This is a genomic window from Streptomyces sp. 135 (genome assembly GCF_020026305.1).
Classification (GTDB): domain Bacteria; phylum Actinomycetota; class Actinomycetes; order Streptomycetales; family Streptomycetaceae; genus Streptomyces.
The window spans coordinates 1,641,404-1,655,649 of the sequence record NZ_CP075691.1; the positions used below are offsets into that span (position 1 = coordinate 1,641,404).

Annotated in this window: 14 protein-coding genes; 1 reads left to right on the forward strand and 13 read right to left on the reverse strand. The window is 70.7% G+C overall.

Translation table 11 applies throughout. The features are described from left to right. Nucleotides 1-64: 64 nt before the first annotated feature. The 12 genes from KKZ08_RS07345 to KKZ08_RS07400 all read right to left on the reverse strand — a co-directional run bounded on the left by KKZ08_RS07345 (nucleotide 65) and on the right by KKZ08_RS07400 (nucleotide 12,209). On the reverse strand, nucleotides 65-2,878 hold the full coding sequence (locus tag KKZ08_RS07345) for a DEAD/DEAH box helicase (protein ID WP_223773667.1): 2,814 nt from the start codon (nucleotides 2,876-2,878) through the stop codon (nucleotides 65-67). Nucleotides 2,879-2,965: 87 nt separating this feature from the next. Next, a complete protein-coding gene (locus KKZ08_RS07350; RefSeq protein WP_223773668.1) occupies nucleotides 2,966-3,856 on the reverse strand; it encodes a diacylglycerol kinase in 891 nt (296 codons plus the stop codon). Nucleotides 3,857-3,879: 23 nt separating this feature from the next. Then, nucleotides 3,880-4,773, reverse strand: a complete 894-nt coding sequence (gene tatC / locus KKZ08_RS07355; RefSeq protein ID WP_127911322.1) for a twin-arginine translocase subunit TatC — start codon at nucleotides 4,771-4,773, stop codon at nucleotides 3,880-3,882. A gap of 92 nt (nucleotides 4,774-4,865) precedes the next feature. Beyond that, nucleotides 4,866-5,147, reverse strand: coding sequence for a Sec-independent protein translocase subunit TatA (tatA, locus tag KKZ08_RS07360; protein ID WP_223773669.1), 282 nt, complete (start codon nucleotides 5,145-5,147; stop codon nucleotides 4,866-4,868). A 205-nt stretch (nucleotides 5,148-5,352) separates the two neighbouring features. Continuing rightward, entirely contained in the window at nucleotides 5,353-5,550 is a 198-nt protein-coding gene (locus KKZ08_RS07365; RefSeq protein WP_223773670.1) for a hypothetical protein, read from the reverse strand. Between the two features lie 9 nt (nucleotides 5,551-5,559). Beyond that, nucleotides 5,560-5,817, reverse strand: coding sequence for a hypothetical protein (locus tag KKZ08_RS07370; RefSeq protein ID WP_223778944.1), 258 nt, complete (start codon nucleotides 5,815-5,817; stop codon nucleotides 5,560-5,562). Between the two features lie 11 nt (nucleotides 5,818-5,828). Continuing rightward, nucleotides 5,829-6,869 (reverse strand): WYL domain-containing protein, encoded by a 1,041-nt coding sequence (locus tag KKZ08_RS07375; RefSeq protein ID WP_223773671.1) that lies wholly within the window; start codon nucleotides 6,867-6,869, stop codon nucleotides 5,829-5,831. Nucleotides 6,870-6,885: 16 nt separating this feature from the next. Further along, on the reverse strand, nucleotides 6,886-7,839 hold the full coding sequence (locus KKZ08_RS07380; RefSeq protein ID WP_223773672.1) for a WYL domain-containing protein: 954 nt from the start codon (nucleotides 7,837-7,839) through the stop codon (nucleotides 6,886-6,888). Nucleotides 7,840-7,974: 135 nt separating this feature from the next. Continuing rightward, on the reverse strand, nucleotides 7,975-8,349 hold the full coding sequence (locus tag KKZ08_RS07385) for an FKBP-type peptidyl-prolyl cis-trans isomerase (protein WP_223773673.1): 375 nt from the start codon (nucleotides 8,347-8,349) through the stop codon (nucleotides 7,975-7,977). A 59-nt stretch (nucleotides 8,350-8,408) separates the two neighbouring features. Continuing rightward, the gene (locus KKZ08_RS07390; RefSeq protein WP_223773674.1) at nucleotides 8,409-9,407 is read right to left on the reverse strand and encodes an FKBP-type peptidyl-prolyl cis-trans isomerase; all 999 of its coding nucleotides are present in this window, start codon (nucleotides 9,405-9,407) and stop codon (nucleotides 8,409-8,411) included. A gap of 171 nt (nucleotides 9,408-9,578) precedes the next feature. Beyond that, nucleotides 9,579-10,940: a Pup--protein ligase gene (gene pafA, locus KKZ08_RS07395; protein WP_055567245.1), complete on the reverse strand. Its 1,362-nt coding sequence runs from the start codon at nucleotides 10,938-10,940 to the stop codon at nucleotides 9,579-9,581. Between the two features lie 9 nt (nucleotides 10,941-10,949). Further along, nucleotides 10,950-12,209: an MFS transporter gene (locus KKZ08_RS07400; protein ID WP_223773675.1), complete on the reverse strand. Its 1,260-nt coding sequence runs from the start codon at nucleotides 12,207-12,209 to the stop codon at nucleotides 10,950-10,952. A gap of 128 nt (nucleotides 12,210-12,337) precedes the next feature. Between KKZ08_RS07400 and KKZ08_RS07405 the strand changes: the two genes are divergently transcribed. Continuing rightward, nucleotides 12,338-13,363, forward strand: a complete 1,026-nt coding sequence (locus KKZ08_RS07405) for a LacI family DNA-binding transcriptional regulator (RefSeq protein WP_223773676.1) — start codon at nucleotides 12,338-12,340, stop codon at nucleotides 13,361-13,363. Nucleotides 13,364-13,453: 90 nt separating this feature from the next. On the opposite strand, the gene prcA is transcribed toward KKZ08_RS07405, so the two are convergent. Then, nucleotides 13,454-14,227, reverse strand: a complete 774-nt coding sequence (gene prcA / locus KKZ08_RS07410; RefSeq protein WP_223773677.1) for a proteasome subunit alpha — start codon at nucleotides 14,225-14,227, stop codon at nucleotides 13,454-13,456. Nucleotides 14,228-14,246 lie beyond the last annotated feature (19 nt).

Here is a 14,246-nt window from a genome sequence, read left to right on the forward strand (position 1 = left end):
ACCAACGCCCCTGTGGGGCCCGGGAGTCGACGCCCCTCAGGGGCGCGTCACCGACCGCATCACGTCAGCCCACCGAGCTGTACGCCACCACACCGCGCAACAGCTGGTCGACCGCCTTGCGGGCCGTCTTCGGGACCGTGCTGCCGCCCTCGCGAGGCGCCGCCGCCGCGATCTGTCCCAGGACGTCGATGACCTGCTTGCACCAGCGCACGAAGTCACCGGCCGGCATCTCCGCCTCGCGGAGCACCTCGTCCAGGCCCTTGCCGCTCGCCCACATGTACGCCGCCCACGCGAAGCCGAGGTCGGGCTCACGCTGACCGACGCCCTCGGTCTGGCTGATCCTGAAGTCTTCCTCCAGTGCGTCCAGGCGGCCCCAGATCCGCACCATCTCGCCGAGCGCCGCCTTCGCGGCACCGGACGGCAGCTTGGGGGCGAGCGCGTCGTCGCCGACCCGCGCCTCGAACACCAGCGCCGAGACGCACGCGGCCAGCTCACCGGGGCCGAGGCCCTCCCAGACCCCGGCGCGCAGGCACTCGCTGGCCAGCAGGTCCAGCTCGCCGTAGAGCCGGGCGAGCCGCTTGCCGTGCTCGGTGACCTCGTTGCCCCGCAGGTAGTCGAGCTCGGTGAGGAGCGCGACGATGCGGTCGAAGGTGCGGGCGATGGTGTTCGTACGCCCCTCGATGCGGCGCTCCAGCTGGGCGGTGTCGCGCTTGAGGCGGTCATAGCGCTCGGCCCAGCGCGCGTGGTCCTCACGCTCGTCGCAGCCGTGGCAGGGGTGGGCACGCAGCTCCGCGCGCAGCCGGGCGATCTCCTGGTCGTCGGCCGCCGCCGCACGCCCCTTGCGGTGCCGGTCGGGCACGATGTGCCCGGCCTTGGTGCGCAGCGCGGACGCCAGATCGCGGCGGGACTGCGGCGAGCGGGCGTTGAAGGACTTCGGGATGCGCATCCGCTCCAGGGCCTCGACGGGCACGGGGAAGTCCATCGACGCGAGCCGCTTGACCTGCCGCTCGGCGGTCAGCACCAGAGGCCGCGGGCCGTCCACGTGGTCGAAGCCGCGGTGGCCGTTGGCCCGGCCGGCGGGCAGCCCGGGGTCGAGGACGAGCGCGAGGCCCGCGTACTTCCCCGTGGGCACATGAATGACGTCGCCCGGCTTGAGCTTCTCCAGGGCGGCAGCGGCGGCGGCCCTGCGCTGGGCCGCGCCCTGCTTGGCGAGCTCGGTCTCGCGATCCTTGAGCCTGCGGCGCAGCCGGGCATACTCCTCGAAGTCGCCCAGGTGGCAGGTCATGGAGGCCTTGTAGCCCTCCAGGCCCTCCTCGTTCTTCTGCACCTGACGGGAGATCCCGACGACCGACTTGTCGGCCTGGAACTGCGCGAAGGACGTCTCCAGAAGCTCGCGCGAGCGGTGCCGGCCGAACTGCTCGACCAGGTTCACCGCCATGTTGTACGACGGCTTGAAGCTGGAGCGCAGCGGGTACGTGCGGGTGCCCGCGAGCCCGGCCAGGTGCTCCGGGCTCATCGCGCGCTGCCAGAGCACCACGGCGTGGCCCTCGACGTCGATGCCGCGCCGGCCCGCACGGCCGGTGAGCTGGGTGTACTCACCGGGGGTGATGTCGGCGTGCTGCTCGCCGTTCCACTTGACGAGCTTCTCCAGGACCACGCTGCGCGCGGGCATGTTGATGCCGAGGGCGAGGGTCTCGGTGGCGAAGACGGCCTTGACGAGGCCGTGCACGAACAGCTCCTCGACGACCTCCTTGAAGGTGGGCAGCATGCCCGCGTGGTGCGCCGCGATGCCGCGCTCGAGCCCCTCCAGCCATTCGTAGTAGCCGAGGACGTGGAGGTCCTCGTCCGGGATCGAGGCCGTGCGCTCCTCGACGATCTCGCGGACCTTCGCCCGCGCCTCTTCGTCGTTCAGCCGAAGGCCCGCGTACAGGCACTGCTGCACGGCCGCCTCGCAGCCGGCGCGGCTGAAGATGAACGTGATCGCGGGCAGCAGGCCTTCCGCGTCGAGCCGCTCGATGACCTCGGGGCGCCCCGGCGTCCAGATCCGGGACCGCTGGCGCCGCTCGCGCTCGCGGTCGGCCTCGCGGACCATCTTGCCCTTGCGTCGCTCGCGCGGGTTGTACGAGCGGCTGGCCTCCATGCGCGCCATGCGCGTGAGGTCGGGGTTGACCGCCTTCTTGTGGCCCTCGCCCTCCTCGAAGAGGTCGTACATCCGGCGGCCGGCGAGCACGTGCTGGAAGAGCGGTACGGGCCGGTGCTCGGAGACGATCACTTCGGTGTCGCCGCGGACCGTGTCGAGCCAGTCGCCGAACTCCTCGGCGTTCGACACCGTCGCCGAGAGGGAGACGAGGGTGACCGACTCCTGGAGGTGGATGATCACTTCCTCCCAGACGGCGCCGCGGAAGCGGTCGGAGAGGTAGTGCACCTCGTCCATGACCACATAGCCGAGGTTCAGCAGCGACTGGGAGCCCGAATACAGCATGTTCCGCAGGACCTCGGTGGTCATCACGACCACCGGGGCGTCGCTGTTGACGCTGTTGTCGCCGGTGAGGAGGCCGACCTTGTCCGCGCCGTACCGCTTGGCGAGGTCGGTGTACTTCTGGTTGGAGAGCGCCTTGATGGGCGTGGTGTAGAAGCATTTCTTGCCCTGGAGCAGGGCGAGGTGCACGGCGAATTCGCCGACGATCGTCTTGCCCGAACCGGTGGGGGCGGCGACGAGCACGCCCTTGCCCGCCTCCAGTGCCTGGCAGGCCTCGATCTGGAAGGGGTCGAGGCCGAATTCGTACATCTCGCGGAAGGACGCGAGTGCGGTGGCCTGCTCGACAGCGCGCTTGCGCGCCGCCGCGTACCGCTCGGCCGGTGAGAGGTCCTCTGTCATCGTGCTTTCGAGACTACCGGCCACCACTGACAACGGACGATCATTATCCGCAGGCCCCGTAAGCAGCGGAAGCGCGGGCGGGGGCGCTCAGGGGGCCAGGACCCGCACGGCCCCCGGCACGCACTCCGCGGTCAGCGGCAGTGCGCCCAGCGGCTCCCCGTCCGCGTACCCCGTGATCCCTGGGGCGGCCAGCTCCACCGTGGTGGCCCGGTGGACGGTGACCGCGGGGTGGTCGAGGTGCGTGCCCTTGTAGACCCTCGGGAACACCTTGAGCAGCGTGGTGCGGCTGCACGCCCCCACCACGGTGATGTCGAAGAGGCCGTCGACCAGGTCGGCTCCGGCACAGATCCGCATGCCGCCGCCGTACGAGGATCCGTTGCCGACGGCGACCAGCGTGGCCTCCGTCTCGTGGACGTCGCCGCCGTCCAGCGTGATCCGGTACGGGACGGGCTTGAAGGCCGCCAGCTCGGCGATCATCGCCAGGTCGTACTTGAAGCGGCCCGTGGGCCACCGCATCCGGTTGCCCCGGTCGTTGACCCGCGAGTCGAACCCGGACGCGAGCACGGTCCCGAACCAGGTGCCGCCCGCCCTGCCGAGGTCGATGTCACGGGTGCGGGCCCCTTTGAGCGCCTCGGCCACGATCCTTCCGGCGGCGGCCGGCTCGCGCACCGGCAGCCCGAGGGCCCGCGCGAAGTCGTTGCCGGTGCCCACGGCGATCAGTCCGAGCGGGGTGCGCGTCCCGGCGACGGCCTGGAGCGCGAGGCTCGCCATGCCGTCGCCGCCGACGGCTATCAGCGCCCCCGTACCGCCCTCGACCGCCTCGCGGGCCCGCCGCAGCGCGTCGGGGGCGTCCTCACCGATGACCGTCCGTACGGAGAAGCCACGGTCCCGCAATGCGAAAGCGGCCGGCTGCGCCGCGTGGGCGCCCCGGCCGCGGCCCGCGGTGGGGTTGACGAAGAGGGTGATCTCGCTGGTCACGGCGGGGACCCTACAAGGTCATGTCATGTCACGTCGTCGAAACCGTTGACCCGGTGATCGGCTCGGCCGGTGCCCGCCTGCTCGGGCAGGGCCTTGGCCGAGGCGACGGGCTCGATCCCGCCGATGGCCTCGGGGGTGAGGTCGATCGCGGAGGCCTCGTCGTCGTCCAGCTCGGCGTCCGGGTCGTTGCGACGGCGGCGCCTGTCGTTGAGGAGGGAGATGCCGACGGCCATGAAGTAGAGGACGACGATCGGTCCCGCGAGGGCGATCATGCCGACGGGGTCGGTCGTCGGGGTCGCCACCGCGCCGAAGATGAAGACACCCATGACGACGCCGCGCCACCAGGTCGCCATGCGGCGGCCCGTCACCATCCCCGTCATGTTGAGCATCACCAGGAGCAGCGGGAGCTCGAACGAGATGCCGAAGATGAGGACCATCCTGACCGTGAAGTCGAGGATCGTGTCCATCGGGAGGAGGTTCTCGGCCCCGTCCGGCGTGATGCCGAGCAGGACGCGCATGCTGACCGGGAGGATCGTGTACGCCAGCCAGGCGCCGCCGAAGAAGAGCGGCACGGCGGCGGCGACGAACCAGTAGGTGTACTTCCGCTCGTGCTTGTGCAGACCGGGAGCGACGAACGCCCACAGCTGGTAGAGCCAGACCGGGCTGGAGACGATGATGCCGACCATGAGGCTGACCTTCACCGTCGTGGTGAAGGGCGACAGCAGGTCGTTGAACGTCACCTTCGCGCAGTGACCGCCGGTCACCTTCATGCCGGGCTCGCAGCGCGGCACGGGATCAGCCAGGAACTCCATCAGGTCCTGGCTGTAGAAAGCCGCCACGATCGACACGACCGTGATCGCGAGGAGCCCCTTGGCGAGCCGGTTGCGGAGCTCGCGAAGGTGCTCCGCGAGGGGCATCCGTCCCTCGGGGTCCTTCTCCTTCTTGCGGGCAGACTTGAGCAACCCACGTCCTCATCTCGTGCGGCAGGCCGGCCGTCGCCGGCCTTGGATCAGCGCTTCGTCGTGTCGGTCGGCTCGGTGACCGGGCGCGAACTGGTCACGTCGCCGGGGGCCGCCTGGATCGTGCGCTGCTGGACGACCGGCTCGCTCGGCGGGTCGGCCGGAGCGGCGGCGTCGTCCTTGCTCTCGGACTTCATCGCCTTGGCCTCGCTCTTGAGGATGCGGGCCGACTTGCCGAGGGAGCGCGCCATGTCGGGCAGCTTCTTGGCTCCGAACAGCAGGACGATGACGACGAGGATGAGAATGATCTCGGTGGGGCCGAGCCTACCCATAGCTGTTTACCTTCTTCACCGAGGCGACAGGAGTCTGGTTGCTAGGCAGACCGGACATACATCCGATCTCCGCTGTCAGCGATCGTAACCCCCCGGGGTAAACGCCCGGCAATCCCCGCGCGTACTCCGAGTGCGGCCCCCGCCTCGATCCGGGCCGCGTTCGCAGCGTACCCGCAGCCCTCGGGGAGTTGACAGGTCGCGGACGCTAAAGAGCCTCGCGTCCCGCACGGGCCACACCGGCCGCCGCCTTCTCCAGGTCCTCGGCCGCCCGGTTGATCTGCTGTGTGGTCTCGGTCACTTGGCGCGCGAGGCGCTGTGCCTCCACGAAGACCTTGACCGCCATTACGCCGAGGACGGCGAGGCCCAAGAAGCCCGCCGCGATCGCGAGCATCGCCCAGAACATGCGCCGAGCCTAGACGGTCGAGTGCAGCCGCAGGGTCCGCACCCCGCCGCCGGTGAGGAGTTCGACGATGCGCTCGCCCGCGGGCTTGCGCACCGCGGCCCCGCACTCGGGGCAGGTGAAGGAGTAGAAGGTGGTGCGGCGGCTGGCGCCCATCACCAGACGCAGCGCTCCCGCGGAGAGCTCGAAGCGGGCGCGGCAGTCGGTGCAGGCGGCGGTGAAGAGGACGGGGGCGGGCCGCTGCGCCGGCACTCCCGGCAGTCCGGACATGGTCGGTGAACTCAACGCCCGTGCTCCTGCCGGTCGTGGGCCTGGCCGTACGGCGGCCGGTCATACATCTGGCCGTACGGCTGATCGCTGCCTGGATCGCTGTCCTGGTCATAGGCGGCGAGGGCCTCGCGTGCCGCCTGCCGGGCGCTGTCCGCGAGCTGGGCCGGCGAGACGATCCGGCCGTCCCCGCCGAGCCGCAGCGCGAGGCGGCGCAGCGAGGCGGGCTCGGGGGTGCGCAGGGTGATCCGCAGGCCGCCGTCGGGCAGCTCCTCGGCGCTGTCGTGGGGGTAGTACTCGGCGACCCAGCGGCCGCCGGGGCCGACCTCCACGACGACTTCGGGATCCTCGGCGGCGGGTTGTACGAGGCCTTCGGAGAGGTCGCGCAGCTCGACCTCGGGCGGCGCGGACGGCTCGTCGAGGATCTTGATCTCGGCGACCCGGTCCAGGCGGAAGGTACGGCGCGCCTCGGAGCGGCGGCACCACGCCTCCACGTAGGTGTGGCCGACGCTCACCAGGCGGATCGGGTCGATCTCGCGCTCGGTGACCTCGTCGCGCGCGGGCGAGTAGTAGCGGATCCAGAGCCTGCGGCGCTCGGAGATGGCCCGGTCGACGTCCGCGAAGACGCCGCCCTCGGACTCGAAGGTCACCGACAGGCGGGAGCTGGCGCCCGCCGCCTCGCCGGCGGCGGTCTCCAGCTTCGCGGTGGCCCGCAGCAGCGCGAGGCGGTCGCTCTCGCGCAGGCCGGGCAGGGTGGCCACGGCGCGGGCGGCCACCAGGAGCGCGGTCGCCTCGTCGGCGGCGAGCCGCAGCGGGGCCGCCACGTCGTCGGGGTTGTGCCACCAGATGCGGTCGCCGTCGGTGTCGATGTCGAGCAGGTCGCCGCCGCGGAAGCTGGTCCCGCACAGGGGCAGCACGTCGAGGTCGGAGATCAGCTCGTCCGGGGTGATGCCGAAGGCGCGGGCGACGTCGCCGACGTGGGCGCCGGGGCGCTCGCGCAGGTAGGTCACCAGCGACAGCATCCGCCGGGTCTGGTCGATGGCGTTCGAGGCCATTGGTCTCCGCTCCCCCTCAGCCCTTGGCCACGGCGCGCAGCCGGTCCACGACGTCGGCCCGCAGCTCGGCGGGCTCCAGGACCACCACGTCGGGCCCGAACTCCACCAGCCAGGCGTCAAGGCCGTGCCCGTAGGGAATCTCCAACTCGTCCCAGCCGTCGCCCAGTTCCCGTACCGAGGCGGCCTTGGCGCGCAGCGGGTAGCCGGCCCCGGCGCGCAGCCGGATCCGCGCGCTGCGGTCGGCGCTCTCCCCGGCCCAGCTCGCGACGGTCTCGCGGACCGTGACGACGTCCGGGACGTCGGCGGTGTACTTGCCCGCGCGGGCGCGCACCTTGCCGGTGATCCGGGAGAGCCGGAATACGCGCTCGGCGCCCCGGTCGCGGTCCCAGCCCGCGAGGTACCAGTGGCCGCGCCAGCACTCCAGCGCCCAGGGCTCCACATGGCGCTGCTCGGGACGGGCGGCGGTGGCCTTGCGGTAGTCGAAGACGACGGGGCGGCGGTCGCGGCAGGCGAGCATCAGCGGCTCGAAGGCCGCCTCGTGCGCGGGGATGCGCGGCTCCAGGGCGCTGTGCGCCCCGTACGGGTCGGCGTCCTCGGGCAGGCCCGCGGCGCGCAGCTTCTGGAGGGCGCCGCTGGCGGCTCCGGCCAGGCGCGCCTGCTGCCACACCTTGGCGGCGAGGCCGAGGGCCGCGGCCTCCTCGGCGTCGATGGTGATGGGCGGCAGGCGGTTGCTGTCGCGCCGGGCGAGGTAGCCGACCTCGCCGTCGAGGTTCTCCACGGTCTCGATGACCAGGCCCAGCTCGCGCAGATCGTCCTTGTCGCGCTCGAACATCCGGTTGAAGGAGTCGTCGGATCCCGCTTCCAGATAGGCCTCGATCGACTCGCGCAGCTCCCGCTTGCTGAGCGGCCGCCGGGTCCCGAGCAGGCACAGCGCCAGATTCATGAGCCGCTCGGCCTTGGCAATGGCCATCGACGCCCTTTCTCGGCCTTTACACATTGTGCTTCCGACCGATGACCGTACCGCCCCGGGGTGTCCGGGCAAAGCCGAGGGTCCATGCCTGGTCAGGCATGGACCCTCGGCGAAAGGATCAGGTCAAGGACGTCCTCAGACGGAGACCAGGTCGCAGACGAAGATCAGCGTCTCGCCCGGGGCGATGCGGCCGCCGCCGGCGCCGCGGTCGCCGTACGCGAGGTGCGCGGGGATGATCAGCTCGCGGCGGCCACCGACCTTCATGCCCTGCACGCCCTGGTCCCAGCCGGAGATGACCTGGCCGGCGCCGAGCTGGAACTCCAGCGGGTTGCCGCGGTTCCAGCTGGCGTCGAACTCCTCGCCCGTGCTGAAGGCGACGCCCACGTAGTGGACCTTGACGCGGTCGCCCGCCTTGGCGACCTCGCCGTCGCCCTCCCAGATGTCCCTGATCTGCAGCTCGGCCGGCGGCTCGCCACCCGGGAAGTCGACCTCGGGCTTGTCAATGCTCACGAAAATGCTCCTGCTTGGTACGGAAAGTCAGCGCGGACAGTCTTACATCCCCGAAGGGCTTACGCCTTCGCCAGGATGTCCACGCAGAAGACCAGCGTGGAGTCCTTCTTGATGGAGCTGCCCTGCGGCGGCTGGTCGCCGTACCCCAGCTCCGGCGGGATGACGATGAGAACGCGGCTGCCGACCTTCTTGCCCGTCAGGCCCTGCGCCCAGCCCTTGACGACCTGCGCCAGCTGGAACTGGGCGAGCCGGCCGCTCTTGTACGAGGAGTCGAACTCCTTGCCGTCCGCCCAGAGCACGCCCTTGTACTGGCAGAGCAGGCTGTCGGTCTCCTTGATCTCGTCGCCGTCGCCCTCCAGGACGTACGACGCGACGAGCTTCTTGGGCGCGTCGGTCTTCGGGACGTCGATCGAGGGGGCCTTGCCGTCGGTGTTCGTGCCGACCTTGGGCAGGTCCTTGTTGGACTGCGCGACCTCCTGGCCCTTCACCGAGCTCTTGGCGTTGAAGGTGTTCACCAGGTCGACGACGAACACGAGGGTGTCCGAGCCCTTGATGCCCGCCTGCTTGTTGCCCTCCTCGCCGTAGCCCATCTTCGGGGGGATGGCGAGCTCCACGCGGCTGTCGAGCTTCTTGCCGACGAGCGCCTGGTCCCAGCCGGGGATGACCTGACCGACGCCGATCGGGAACACCGTGGGGTTGCCCCGGTCGTAGGAGTTGTCGAAGACCTTCGCCGTCGCCCAGATCTGGCCGAGGTAGTGGGCCTGGAGGTAGTCGCCCTTGGCGACCTCCTTGCCCTTGCCCTCGATCAGCGTCTTGACCGCGAGGTCGGAGGACGCCTTGCCGGGGCCCTTGGCGACGGTCGGCTTCTGGCCGAACTTCGTGCCCTTCGTGATCTCGGGCAGCGGTCCGGCCACGATCTTCGCCGTCGGCGCGGCCGACGGCGAGTTGGTCGGGCTGTCGCTGGGCTTGGGCTTGGCCTTGTCGGCCTTGTCGTCACCGCAGCCTGCCAGCGTGAGCAGGCCGGCCGGGACGGCAAGAAGGAGTGAGCGTCGGCGCACGGTGGGGGCCTCGTATCGGTCGATCTTGTGGGTTGGAGTGCGCGCAACTCTACGGCGTGAGAAGGGCGCCGCACGAGGAACGTACGGCGCCCGCGTTGCGTTCCCACAACGCCGCTCACATCACACGGCCATCACACGGCTACCACGCGGCCATGCCACGGCCCCACCGGCTCACATCCCGGCGATGAGCTTCTCCACCCGGTCGTCCACCGACCGGAAGGGGTCCTTGCACAACACGGTGCGCTGTGCCTGGTCGTTGAGCTTGAGGTGCACCCAGTCGACCGTGAAGTCGCGGCGCTGCTCCTGGGCACGCCGGATGAAGTCTCCGCGCAGCCGCGCCCGGGTGGTCTGCGGGGGCACCGACTTGCCCTCGAAGATCTTCAAGTCGTTGCAGATCCGGGCGGCTTGGCCCTTCTTCTCCAGGAGGTAGTAGAGGCCCCGGCGGCGGTGGATGTCGTGGTAGGCGAGGTCTATCTGGGCGACCCGCGGATGCGACATGGTCATGTTGTTCTTGGCCCGGTACCGCTCGATGAGCTTGTACTTCATGACCCAGTCGATCTCGGTGCCGATGCGGTCGAGGTCCTCGGACTCGATCGCGTCCAGCGTGCGGCCCCACAGTTCGAGCACCTGCTCGACGGTGCCGGTGCGGATGCCGCGGCGGTCGACGAAGTCCACCGCCTTCTCGTAGTACTCGCGCTGCACTTCGAGGGCGGACGCCTCGCGGCCACTGGCCAGGCGCACCTTGCGGCGGCCCGTGATGTCGTGGCTGACCTCGCGGATGGCCCGGATCGGGTTCTCCAGGGTGAGGTCGCGCATGACCGTGCCGGCCTCGATCATGCGCAGCACCAGGTCGGTGGCGCCGACCTTGAGGAGCATGGTCGTCTCGGACATGTTCGAGTCGCCGACGATGACGTGGAGCCTGCGGTAGCGCTCGGCGTCCGCGTGCGGCTCGTCGCGGGTGTTGATGATCGGCCGGGAGCGGGTGGTCGCGGACGAGACGCCTTCCCAGATGTGCTCGGCGCGCTGGCTGACGCAGTACACGGCGCCGCGCGGTGTCTGCAGCACCTTGCCCGCGCCGCACAGCAGCTGCCGGGTCACGAGGAACGGAATGAGAATGTCCGCGAGCCGGGAAAACTCTCCGTGCCGGGCCACCAGGTAGTTCTCGTGGCAGCCGTAGGAGTTTCCCGCCGAGTCGGTGTTGTTCTTGAAGAGATAGACGTCGCCCGCGATTCCCTCCTCGTGCAGGCGGCGTTCGGCATCGACGAGCAGGCCTTCCAGAATGCGCTCGCCTGCTTTGTCGTGGGTGACCAGCTCGGTCACGTTGTCACATTCGGGTGTGGCGTATTCCGGATGTGATCCCACGTCAAGATAGAGGCGGGCGCCGTTCCGCAGGAAGACGTTGCTGCTGCGGCCCCATGACACAACACGGCGGAAGAGGTAGCGCGCCACCTCGTCAGGCGACAGGCGGCGCTGTCCCCTGAACGTGCACGTGACGCCGTACTCGTTCTCCAGCCCGAAAATGCGGCGGTCCATGACTGAACATTACGCCTGATGCCCGGCACTGAAACCGGGTTCGACGGCACCGTTTCGATCATTTTCCGATGAACCCGCAACGATCCCGGATTCATGGGCCGGAACCAGTACCCGAGCGGTGGCCAGCAAAACCAGCAGGGCGGCCGCCCCGGCGAGCGCGGGAACCGCGAATCCCCCCGCCGTCCCGCCCCACTCGACGACGGGCCCGGCGGCGGCGGTTCCGAGCGACGCCCCGACGGTGAACGTCGTCACGAGCCAGGAGAACGCCTCGGTGACGGTCCCGCGCGGGGCGTGCCGGTCGACGATGATGAAGGCACACGCCAGCGACGGCGCGAGGAAGACCCCCGCGAGAGCGGAGAGCGCGATCATCGCGAGCGCGCCGGGCACAAGCACCAAGGGCACGTAGCAGACGGCGAGCAGGGCCACCAGGACGCTGAGGCGCTTCTCCGGCACGCCGCTCCACTGCCGCGCGCCGTAGACCGAACCGCCGATCAGCGCGCCGAGCCCGAGCGCCGCCATCATCCAGCCGTACACCGCGTCGCCGCCGTGCCCGTCCGCGTACGACACACCGGCGACGGTGATGGAGCCGAGCGCCATGCCGATGAAGAGGAACGCGCCGAGCAGCGCGAGGAGCCCCGGCGAGCGCAGGGCGCCGAGCCAGTGCGCCTCGCGCGGCTCCGAACGCCAGGCGCGCGAGGGCTGCGACACCACCACGGAGACAGCACCGAGCAGGCCCACGGCGTTCACCACCAGCAGCGCCGCCTGCTCCGACCACAGGGCCACACAGCCCGTCACGAGCAACGGCCCCACGGTGAACATGACTTCCTGGGCGATCGCGTCCATGGCGTACGCCGTGTGGACCTGCTCCTCCTTGCCGAGGACGCTCGGCCACAGGGCCCGCAGGCCGCCCTCCAGAGGCGGCGTGAACAGCCCCGCCGCGCCCACCGCCACGTAGGCCAGGGCCAGCTGGTCGGGGCCGGTGAACGCGAAGGCCGCCATCCCGAGCCCGGAGAGCAGGGCCGCGGGCAGCTGCACGCGCGGCTGGCCGTACAGGTCGACGAGGCGCCCGAGCAGCGGCTGCCCCGCCGCGTTGGCCACGCCGTACACCGCGGCGAGGGCACCGGCCAGGCTGTAGGTGCCGCCCTCGGCCCGGATGAACAGCACGATCGCGATCGCGGCCGTGGCGTTGGGCAGCCGGCCCACCAGCGTCCCGGCGAGCAGCCGTGTCGCGTATCGCGTCCGGAGGATCTCCGCGTAACCCGCAGCCATACCGTCCTGCCCCTCCCCCGCGCCGCCACGGCCGGGGTTTTACGTATAACGTCGAGCGTCATACGTACCATGAGCCCAGTCCGCAGGTCCACCGCGCCCGCACCCGCGGGCCGATCAGGGAGGTGACAGTGGCCGGACCACAGCAGGAAGCCGGAACCCCCCGGCCCCCCACGAGCCGCGACGTCGCGCGCGCCGCAGGCGTCTCACAGGCCACCGTCTCCCTCGTACTCGGCGACAAGTGGCGCGGCCGCGTCGCCGAACCGACCGCCGAGCGCGTGCGCGCCACCGCACGGCACCTCGGCTACCGCCCCAACCTCGCCGCCCGGAACCTGCGCCTCGGCAGGACCAGGACAGCGCTGCTCGTCGTCCCCGCCCTCACCAACGAGTTCTTCGCGCACGTCTACACCGGAGCCGCCCGCGTCGCCGCCCGGCACGGCTTCGGCGTCCTCCTCTACCCCTCCCCCGAAGGCACCGGACCCGCCCGCGACCCCTTCGAGTCGGCACGCGCCTCACTGGACGGCGTCCTCGCCTCCTCCATGGCCTCGGACACCCTCGCCACCATCCGCGGCGACGACCTGCCCCTGGTCATGCTCGACAGCGACCCCGCGCACAGCCTCGGCGCCGCCACCGTCAACCTCGACCTCGCCGAGGGCATGCGCCAGGTGACAGAGCATCTGCTCGCACTCGGCCACCGCGACTTCCTGCACCTCGCGGCAGCCGTCGACTCCTGGACCTTCGACGTACGCGCGGAAGCCCTCGCCACGGCCCTGCACGGCACGGACGCGACCGTACGGCGCGTCGCGGCACCCCTGACCGTCGAGGCCGCCCGCACCGCCGCAGAAGCCGCCCTGGCCCCTCCGGGCCCCCACCCCACGGCGGTCATCTGCGACGACGACTTCCTCGCCGCCGGCGTCTGCAAGGCCGCCCGCCGGCTCGGACTGCGCGTCCCCGAGGACCTCTCGGTGACCGGCTTCGACGACATGACTCTCGCGACCGCCGTCGAGCCGGAACTGACGACCGTACGGCTGCCCGCCGAACACTTCGGCGAGCGCGGCATGGAAACCTTGGTCGCCGTCGTCGAGGGCCGCACCCCCGAAGCCACCCCGCTCCCCGTCGAACTCGTCGTCCGCGGCTCGACCGGGCCCGCCCGCTAGCCCGCCCCGCGCCCCACACACGCGAACGCCCCGCCTCCCGGCCGGACGGCCGGAGCACGGGGCGTTCGCCACAGTGAGCCACCCGATGAACTACTCGACGTCGCCGCCGGACCGCGGCGCGGGCCCGGCATCCTCATCCGTATCACCGGCCGCATCCGTCGCACCGCCCTCGTCCAGCAGACGCGAGAGCTGACGCCCCACGATCCGCTTGAACTTGCGCTGCTGCGGACGCGTACGGTCGAGCACCGCGACCTCCAGGCGCTCGGCGGGAATCTCCCGCTCAGTGCCGTTGGTGTCCCGCGAAAGCGCCCGCACGGCCAGCTTGAGCGCCTCCGCGAGCGTCATGCCGTCATGGTGGTGCTGGTCGAGGTACTGGCTGATCTGCTCGGCGTTACCACCCACGGCGAGCGAACCGTGCTCGTCGACGATGGAACCGTCGTGCGGCAGCCGGTAGATCTGATCGCCCTCGCGGGTCTCGCCCACCTCGGCGACCACCAGCTCCACCTCGTACGGCTTCTCGGCCGCACTGGAGAAGATCGTGCCCAGCGTCTGCGCGTACACATTCGCCAGACCGCGCGCCGTCACGTCGTCCCGGTCGTAGGTATAACCACGGAGATCGGCGTAACGGACGCCGCCGATCCGGAGGTTCTCGTACTCGTTGTACTTGCCGGCGGCCGCGAAACCGATGCGGTCATAGATCTCGCTGAACTTGTGCAGCGCACGGGACGGGTTCTCGCCGACGAACACGATGCCGTCGGCATACTGCAGGACGACCAGACTGCGGCCGCGCGCGATGCCCTTGCGGGCGTATTCCGCCCGGTCGGCCATCTGCTGCTGAGGTGATACATAGAACGGCGTCGACACCGGATCCGTCCCTTTCTGT

Excerpts from the sequence above, each read along its gene's own strand:
- KKZ08_RS07370 (WP_223778944.1), bottom strand. The coding sequence starts at position 5,817 with ATGTCCGGACTGCCGGGAGTGCCGGCGCAGCGGCCCGCCCCCGTCCTC.
- KKZ08_RS07345 (WP_223773667.1), bottom strand. The coding sequence starts at position 2,878 with ATGACAGAGGACCTCTCACCGGCCGAGCGGTACGCGGCGGCGCGCAAG.
- KKZ08_RS07365 (WP_223773670.1), bottom strand. The coding sequence starts at position 5,550 with ATGTTCTGGGCGATGCTCGCGATCGCGGCGGGCTTCTTGGGCCTCGCC.
- pafA (WP_055567245.1), bottom strand. The coding sequence starts at position 10,940 with ATGGACCGCCGCATTTTCGGGCTGGAGAACGAGTACGGCGTCACGTGC.
- tatC (WP_127911322.1), bottom strand. The coding sequence starts at position 4,773 with ATGCCCCTCGCGGAGCACCTTCGCGAGCTCCGCAACCGGCTCGCCAAG.
- tatA (WP_223773669.1), bottom strand. The coding sequence starts at position 5,147 with ATGGGTAGGCTCGGCCCCACCGAGATCATTCTCATCCTCGTCGTCATC.
- KKZ08_RS07400 (WP_223773675.1), bottom strand. The coding sequence starts at position 12,209 with ATGGCTGCGGGTTACGCGGAGATCCTCCGGACGCGATACGCGACACGG.
- KKZ08_RS07380 (WP_223773672.1), bottom strand. The coding sequence starts at position 7,839 with ATGGCCATTGCCAAGGCCGAGCGGCTCATGAATCTGGCGCTGTGCCTG.
- KKZ08_RS07375 (WP_223773671.1), bottom strand. The coding sequence starts at position 6,869 with ATGGCCTCGAACGCCATCGACCAGACCCGGCGGATGCTGTCGCTGGTG.